Raw genomic sequence first — 7286 nt, 5'->3', positions numbered from 1 at the left:
TCAGAAGGAACGGATAAATCAATCATAAAGTCATCTCCTGATATAATTATAGTAGTAAAAAGGGCGAATTGCATATAAAACGCATCATCACCCTGGTGGACAAAATTTATTTTGTCCCTTTTTTATTATAAAAACAATAGCATATTTATTTTTATCAGTTATAATAAAAAGATGAAGGATAAAGGACAATAAAATGAAAGTAGCAATTTTAGATGATGACAAAAACGCAATCGAAACCATTTACCAGTTAATTTTAAAATATTCAAATATTTCTGGTCTTGATATTGATAAATACCAGGATGCTAATTATTTTTTAGCTAGTGATAAAACTTATGATCTTTTATTTTTAGATATTGATATGCCTAAAATAAATGGCTTAGAAGTAGCTAAAGAATTAGCTAATCAAAAAACAATCATTATTTATATTACTAACATCGCTGGTTTTATGCCAGTTGCTTTTGGAATTAATGTAATTGGTTTTTTGTTGAAAGATGATTTAGAAAATAAGTTTAAACCAGTTATGTCAAAAGCCATAAAACGAATTAAACAGCGGCAAACTATAATACTCATTAAAAATAATGATGTTTACCGCTATGATCCTAGTACGATTAAATATATTGAATATATCGATCGAGAATTAATTATTCATCTAACTAATAAAAAGGATTATTTAGGTTATTTAACGTTAAAGGAAGTTTTAGAAAGATTACCGGAACAGTTTATCCCAATAAATCGTTATCAAATTGTAAATATCGATGCTATCAAAGATTTTCGTAATTATATCATTAGTTTTAATCAAGGCGATGAACTACTTGAAGTAAGTCGCCGGAAAGGAAAATTAGTTTTTCAGGCTATCTTGAAAACAATTGAATAAAATGGAATATTTAATCTTAGGTATAAGTAATAGTGTTTTTTATGGCATATTAAACTATTTACTGATAAAAAAGATAAACTTTAAATTTTTTTCTCTTTTAGTTAAAGTAATTGTTTTTTATTATGTTTTAAAAATGAATATAGTAATAAGCTACATTATATTGGTGCTTAGTGATTATTTATTACTTAACTATTTACAAAAAGATAAACAGATAAGTTTGTTTATCGCCAGTGTTTATAATTTATTTTTATTATTAGTTTTAAAACTATTTTTAAATAACTTGCCAATCTTAATCTTTTTAAATCTAGTCATTTTTATAATGATGTTATTCTATGTTAGAAAAATTAAGTTTTATCAAGAAATAGCAATTAAATATTATTTAATCTTATCAATAATTAATCTTTTATTATTATCATTAATTGAATTTATTAGTGAATATGTCTTAATGGGAAATTTAGCTAAAATAGTTATTCTATCAATTATTTTAATTATTATGATAATTGAATGTTTAATAATTAAAATATTTGAAAATCAAGCTTATACCAGTTATTTAAATCGATTAAATAATCAGTATCAAATGACTAATCAATATTTAAATGATTTAACCCAATTTCACCATCAAGTAACCAAATACCAGCATGATTTTAATAATCATTTATTGATCATCAACAATTTAATTAATCTTGATGTTAATCAGGCAAAAGATTATTTAAAACAGCTTAGTAATGATGCTAAAGCAATTAAAACAGTAATTAATTGTAATAATCAGTATTTAAATATCATTTTCAATCAAAAAATTTCGCAAAATCCTGATCTAAACTTTGAAATTGAAATAATGATCAACGATCAATTAAATATCGATAAAAAAATATGTTCATTGTTACTCAATCTAATCGATAATGCCATTAATGCCGCTAAACTGACATTAGATAAAAGAATAAGTATTAAAATAGTTGGTAAGGCAAAGATGTTATTGATTGAAATAAGCAATTCAGTCAAAGAAAAAGTAGATATTGCAAAGATAAAAACCCATTCAACTAGAAAAGGATTATTAATAATTGAAGAAATAGTTAATGATCATCAGGGAATGATGGAATATCAAAGTAGTGATGATTTGCTTACATGTAAAATCATGATTAATTTATAAGCAGTTATACACTGCTTTTTTACGTTCGAACGTAAATTTAAACCGTTGGAACAGTTTTTCAATTATTTCCTTATTATTATTTATAATAATGATAAGGAGATTTAATAGTAATGAAAAAACTAATTAAAATATTAATTATCATCAGTTCAATACTTTTGTTTTATTTAAGTTATGATCATGAATGTAAAAGACAGAGTAATCAGCTAATAAACTTTATTAATCAAAAAAGTGAATGTTTTGATAACTATCAACATTATTATTTTGAAATTCCAGTACGTGATCGAATTAGACATGAAGAATTAATCAAAAAAATTAATGATCTTGATAAAGTGATTATTACAACGGGTTATGTTAAACAGGTAGATGATAATAAAAAGGTAATTGTAAAACATATATATGATCCTGATAAGATAGTTTGGAATTATTTAGAAGAAGAATTTGTTGTTAGTGGAGATTATGATTATTTAACGACCGATCTAACTAAAAATAATCATGTCCAATTATTAAATAATAACTATTTAAATGGTAGCTATGAATTTAAAACACTTGATAACATAGTAAATGAGTATGGTGAAGGGATTTATGATACTTTAATTTATAGTATCTTTTATCAAGATGATAGTGATCTAAATTATTTAAAAACGATTATTAATGATATTTATGGAAGTGATTTAACTTATCATAGTGAGCTAGAAATGATTGAAAATGATAAAGTTACTAGTGATTATGTTACGATCTTGATCATTACAATAATATCTTTATTAGTTGGAATAATTTATGATGTAGTAAGCAGATATCAAGAATTGGCACTTGTAAGGCTACTAGGATACAATTATATATCAATCCTTAATAATTATTATATCAAGACGGTTATATCAGTAATATTATTAAGTTTGATTAGTAATCTAGTTTGTTTTATTGTAGTTGTCTTTAAAATCAACAAACTTTCTTTGCCGTTAATAAAAATACTGTTAATCAATAATATTATTCTAGTTTTAGTTATCAGTATGATAATAATCATCAGTATTGTTTTTAGTAATAATAAACAAATAGTAAAAAGTTTAAAAAAGAAAAATCATTTAGAACTATTAGCTAAAACTTGTTTTATTTATAAAAATATTATTGCCATTTTTTTATTTGTAGTTATTTTAGCATCGGTTAATAATATAATCCCCGTTATTAATTTAGGTAAGTCATTGAATCATCAAAAAGATTTTTTTAATCAGGTATATCAAATTAGTAATGTTAATTATGAAATTAATTGGCAAGGAGTTTTATTAGAAGAAAAAGGAGTAATTGCTTGTAATTTTTTTAATGTAAATAACTATGGTGATGATTTTGAATACAATTTACCAACTATAATCGTCAATGATAATTATTTAAAGCAATATCAAATATATGATATGAATAATCAGTTAATGAATAAATTTAACCATGGAATGGTATTAGTACCTAAAAAATATCAAACTGAAAATTTACAAAACTATCAAGGAACAATTACAATGATTCAAAACAATAATTGTTTTTATGATCCTACGGTGATATTAGAAACTGGAAAAAGTATTGATCCAATCATTATTGTTGATAACAATTCTACATATAATTATGCTAGTGCAGAGATTTTTTTACCGAAAACAAGAGATGTTCAATATTATAAACAGTTATTAGAGAAGCTAGAGAGTAATAAAGAAATTATTATTTTAGATGGTAAAGATAAATATAATCAAGTACTTGATATGTTAGTAAAGCCGGTATTGATTAAATATGGTTTATATGGATTGATTTTTTTAGGAATATTTTATTTATTGGATATAACATCAATCATGATTAGATTAAAGAATGATCAAAAAGAAATAATGATCAAAAGAATGTTAGGATATCCGTTTTTTAGGATATTTAAAAATTATTATTTAGAAAATATGATTGTTTATTTATTACCGTTTTTATTTAGTATTATTTATTTAAGAATTGATTTTATGATTACGCTACTTTGTTTATTGTGTTTGTTATTGTTTGAAATAGTAATTATTACCGTTCGATTAAAAATATTTATTAGTCAAATGAAGATATTGAGGTAAAGATATGATAATAAAAGGACGAAAAATTAATAAAAGATATGGGGATAATGTGGTTTTAAAAGATTTTGATATTGATGTTTTTGATCAGGAATTTGTAATTATTACTGGTGCCAGCGGTAGTGGTAAATCAACTTTATGTAATATTTTAGGTTTACTAGAAGAAATGGATAGTGGCAGTTTATTGATCAAGGGTCAAGATATTAGTCAGTTTTCAATCAAAGAAAAGCAGCGATTTTTAAAAAATGAAATTAATTATTTGTTTCAAAATTTTGCTTTATTAGAAGATAAAACAGTACTATATAATTTACAGTTAGTATATCAAACTAAAAAAGAACGCCAAAAACATCAATTAGACATAATTGATGCATTAAAGCAGGTAGGATTAGAAGACTGTTTAAATAAAAAAGTTTATGTCTGTTCTGGAGGTCAACAGCAGCGAATTGCTCTAGCTCGCTGTTTATTAAAAAAAGGTAATCTTTTGATTTGTGATGAGCCTACTGGCAGTTTAGATCATGATAATAAAATAATGATCATGAATTTATTAAAAAAAGAACAAGAAAAAGGAAAAACGATTATTATGGTAAGTCATGATGAAAGTTTATTTACTTATGCCAATCGAATAATTTATTTATAAATATGATGTTAAAAGAACGTAAATTAGCGTTCTTTTAATTTTAAAGTAAAATAGTGATGAAAATATGACAGATATATAAAAATAATATTGTTGAAATGAGTCGAAAGTGCTAAAATAAATAAGCATGCAGTTAAACATACCAATAATAATTATAAATATTGCAAGTTTAATTAAAAACGGGAGGAAACTAATATGGTAAAAAAGTTGTTAATTATTATGGTTTTAATGATTAGTGTATTTACCACTACGACAACTATCAAAGCCGAAGAAAATAGTGAGCCAATTGCTACATTGTCGTGTCAGTATGCTGTAGCGATTGATGCTAAATCAGGGTTAGTATTATACAATAAAAATATGGATGAACGGATGTATCCAGCAAGTATGACTAAAGTTATGACAGTAATCGTAGCTTTAGAAATGATGGATGATCTACAAACGCCAACTGTGATTACACAAAGTGATATTGATACTGTTTGGGAAACAGGAGCTTCTTCAGCTAACTTTGAAGTTGGTGAAGCTGTTACTTATGAAGATCTTTTATATGGGGCTATCTTACCAAGTGGTGCTGATGCAACTAGAGCTTTAGCTAATAATTTATGTGGTTCTCAAGAAGCGTTTGTAGAAAAGATGAATGAACTGGCAAGCAAACTTGGGCTAAAAGATACACATTTTGTTAATACGACTGGTATTCATGATGATAACCATTATACAACAGCTCATGATATGGCTTTAATTGTTCAATATGCCTGTAAAAATGAAAACTTTAAACAAATCTATGGTCAACGTTATCATACATCATCTAACGGATTACACCAATGGGTCAATAAGGCAATCTACAATGCTCGTCATGCTGGAATTGATACTAATAGTATTCTTGGTAGTAAAAGTGGTTATACTAACGAAGCGAGAAATTGTTTATCAAGTTTAGATACCGTAAATGGTAATGAGATTATTGTTATTGTTGCTCATTCTTCTAATGAAACTCGTGCTAGTGGAGCAGTATGTGATACTTTAGATATTGTTAATTATGTTTCACAGCGTTATTCATTACAAAGTATTTTAACGAAAGGGACTGAAGTTAAAACTTTGGATGTAAAACTAGCTAAAGATGATAAAAAAGTGGCGATTACTACTTTAAATGATGCGACTGCTTTTTTACCGAATAATTTTAATATAGAACAATTAGAATATAAGTATTCTTTTAATGAGTTAAAAGCACCGGTAAAAAAAGGGGCTGAAGCTGGTAATTTAAAAGTATACTATGGTGATTATTTATTATATGAGGAAACATATTTAGTTAGTGAAGCTATTGAAAAGGATAAGGTTAAAGAAGTAACTGATAAGGCAGTTGATTTTATCTTTCCTTATGGAATTGCAATTGTTTTAGTAATTGCATATTTATTGATTTTAAAATTTAAACCTAAAAAACGTCGTAGAAGAGTCTAATTTGACTCTTTTTTTTGTCACACTTGAAAGAACACCTATTTTGTAAATCTCCCTTTTAGTATAATTTTATAATAATGATTAATATTAGGGGGAAAACAATGCGGGTTATTATTGTAAATGATGATAGAAATTTTTTAATAAGATTAAAAAAAGATATATTAGAAATAGATGATTCATTACAAGTTAAAGAATATGATCGATTCGTAAGTTTTAATCAAGATTTTAATGATTTTCAAGAGTATTCAATCTTTATGATAGATCTAAGTGTTTTTGGTCAAAAAGGAATGATGCTTGCCAAAAGGATAAACAAGCAAATTAAAGGAGCTCAAATAATATTTATGGGTAATGAACATCAATTCACTAGTGAAATGTATGAAACTAAGCACTGTTATTTTATCAACAAAAATAATTACCAGGATTATCTTTTTAAAGCATTACAAAAGGCAATTAATTTAATTAGGCAAACCCATAGTTTTATTGTAATTAAAAACCATAAAAAGACAATTATTATTTATTTAGACGAAATAAATTATTTTGAGCGAGATTTAAGAAAAACAATTATTCATTTACAAGATCAAGATTATCAAACATACGAAAATTTCAAATCATTTGAAAATCTAATTCCTGATAATTTCTTTGAATGTCATCGTAGTTTTATTGTTAATTTTAATCAAGTACGTGAGTATCAAAAAAACCGTTTTACTTTGATTGACGGTACTAATATTCCTATTAGTCGCAGTCATGAAAAGCAGGCTAAAATAAGATTTAATAACTATTTATTTTATAAATCAACCGAATCATCAATTTAAAAATGTCATTAAGTAAAAAGCTTAATGACATTAGTTTTGGTATCTCATTTAAAAAATATCCTTTATTGAATTTCTTTTAATAATGCATCCTGTAAAATTTTAGAGAAATTAAGCTTTTTCTTTACTGCCACATCATTTAGCCATGATGGGATAGTAAGAGTTTTCTTTACAGCTTTATTATTAAATGTCTTTAAATATTCATTTATATCTAATTCGATTAAAGCAATACATTCGTTATCCTTTAACTTGATATCCTGAATTTTAGATGGTTTAGGTGCACTTTTAAATAAGTCACCTA

General features: G+C 25.1%; 6 protein-coding genes and 1 pseudogene. 6 read left to right on the top strand and 1 reads right to left on the bottom strand.

Features of this window, described 5'->3' with window-relative positions; genetic code table 11:
- Positions 1-193: 193 nt before the first annotated feature.
- The 6 genes from J7M77_RS09095 (at position 194) to J7M77_RS09070 (ending at position 6988) form a co-directional block, all read left to right on the top strand.
- Complete coding sequence (locus J7M77_RS09095; RefSeq protein ID WP_296877704.1) at positions 194-874, top strand: LytTR family DNA-binding domain-containing protein; 681 nt, start codon at positions 194-196, stop codon at positions 872-874.
- A gap of 133 nt (positions 875-1007) precedes the next feature.
- Positions 1008-2021, top strand: coding sequence for a GHKL domain-containing protein (locus J7M77_RS09090; RefSeq protein WP_296877702.1), 1014 nt, complete (start codon positions 1008-1010; stop codon positions 2019-2021).
- A 110-nt stretch (positions 2022-2131) separates the two neighbouring features.
- A complete protein-coding gene (locus tag J7M77_RS09085; protein WP_296877700.1) occupies positions 2132-4099 on the top strand; it encodes a hypothetical protein in 1968 nt (655 codons plus the stop codon).
- A gap of 4 nt (positions 4100-4103) precedes the next feature.
- A complete protein-coding gene (locus J7M77_RS09080) occupies positions 4104-4733 on the top strand; it encodes an ABC transporter ATP-binding protein (RefSeq protein WP_296877698.1) in 630 nt (209 codons plus the stop codon).
- A gap of 192 nt (positions 4734-4925) precedes the next feature.
- On the top strand, positions 4926-6179 hold the full coding sequence (locus J7M77_RS09075) for a D-alanyl-D-alanine carboxypeptidase family protein (protein WP_296877696.1): 1254 nt from the start codon (positions 4926-4928) through the stop codon (positions 6177-6179).
- A gap of 98 nt (positions 6180-6277) precedes the next feature.
- Positions 6278-6988, top strand: a complete 711-nt coding sequence (locus tag J7M77_RS09070) for a LytTR family DNA-binding domain-containing protein (RefSeq protein WP_296877694.1) — start codon at positions 6278-6280, stop codon at positions 6986-6988.
- Between the two features lie 62 nt (positions 6989-7050).
- Here the strand turns inward: J7M77_RS09070 and J7M77_RS09065 are convergent.
- Positions 7051-7286, bottom strand: a pseudogene (locus J7M77_RS09065) (HicB family protein); the annotation flags it as partial.

Origin of the sequence: Thomasclavelia sp. (assembly GCF_017889095.1) — a bacterium.
In the GTDB taxonomy this organism is placed as follows: domain Bacteria; phylum Bacillota_I; class Bacilli_A; order Erysipelotrichales; family Coprobacillaceae; genus Thomasclavelia.
Note: the sequence above shows the minus strand (reverse complement) of the source record. Positions and strands in the feature narration are given on the sequence as shown.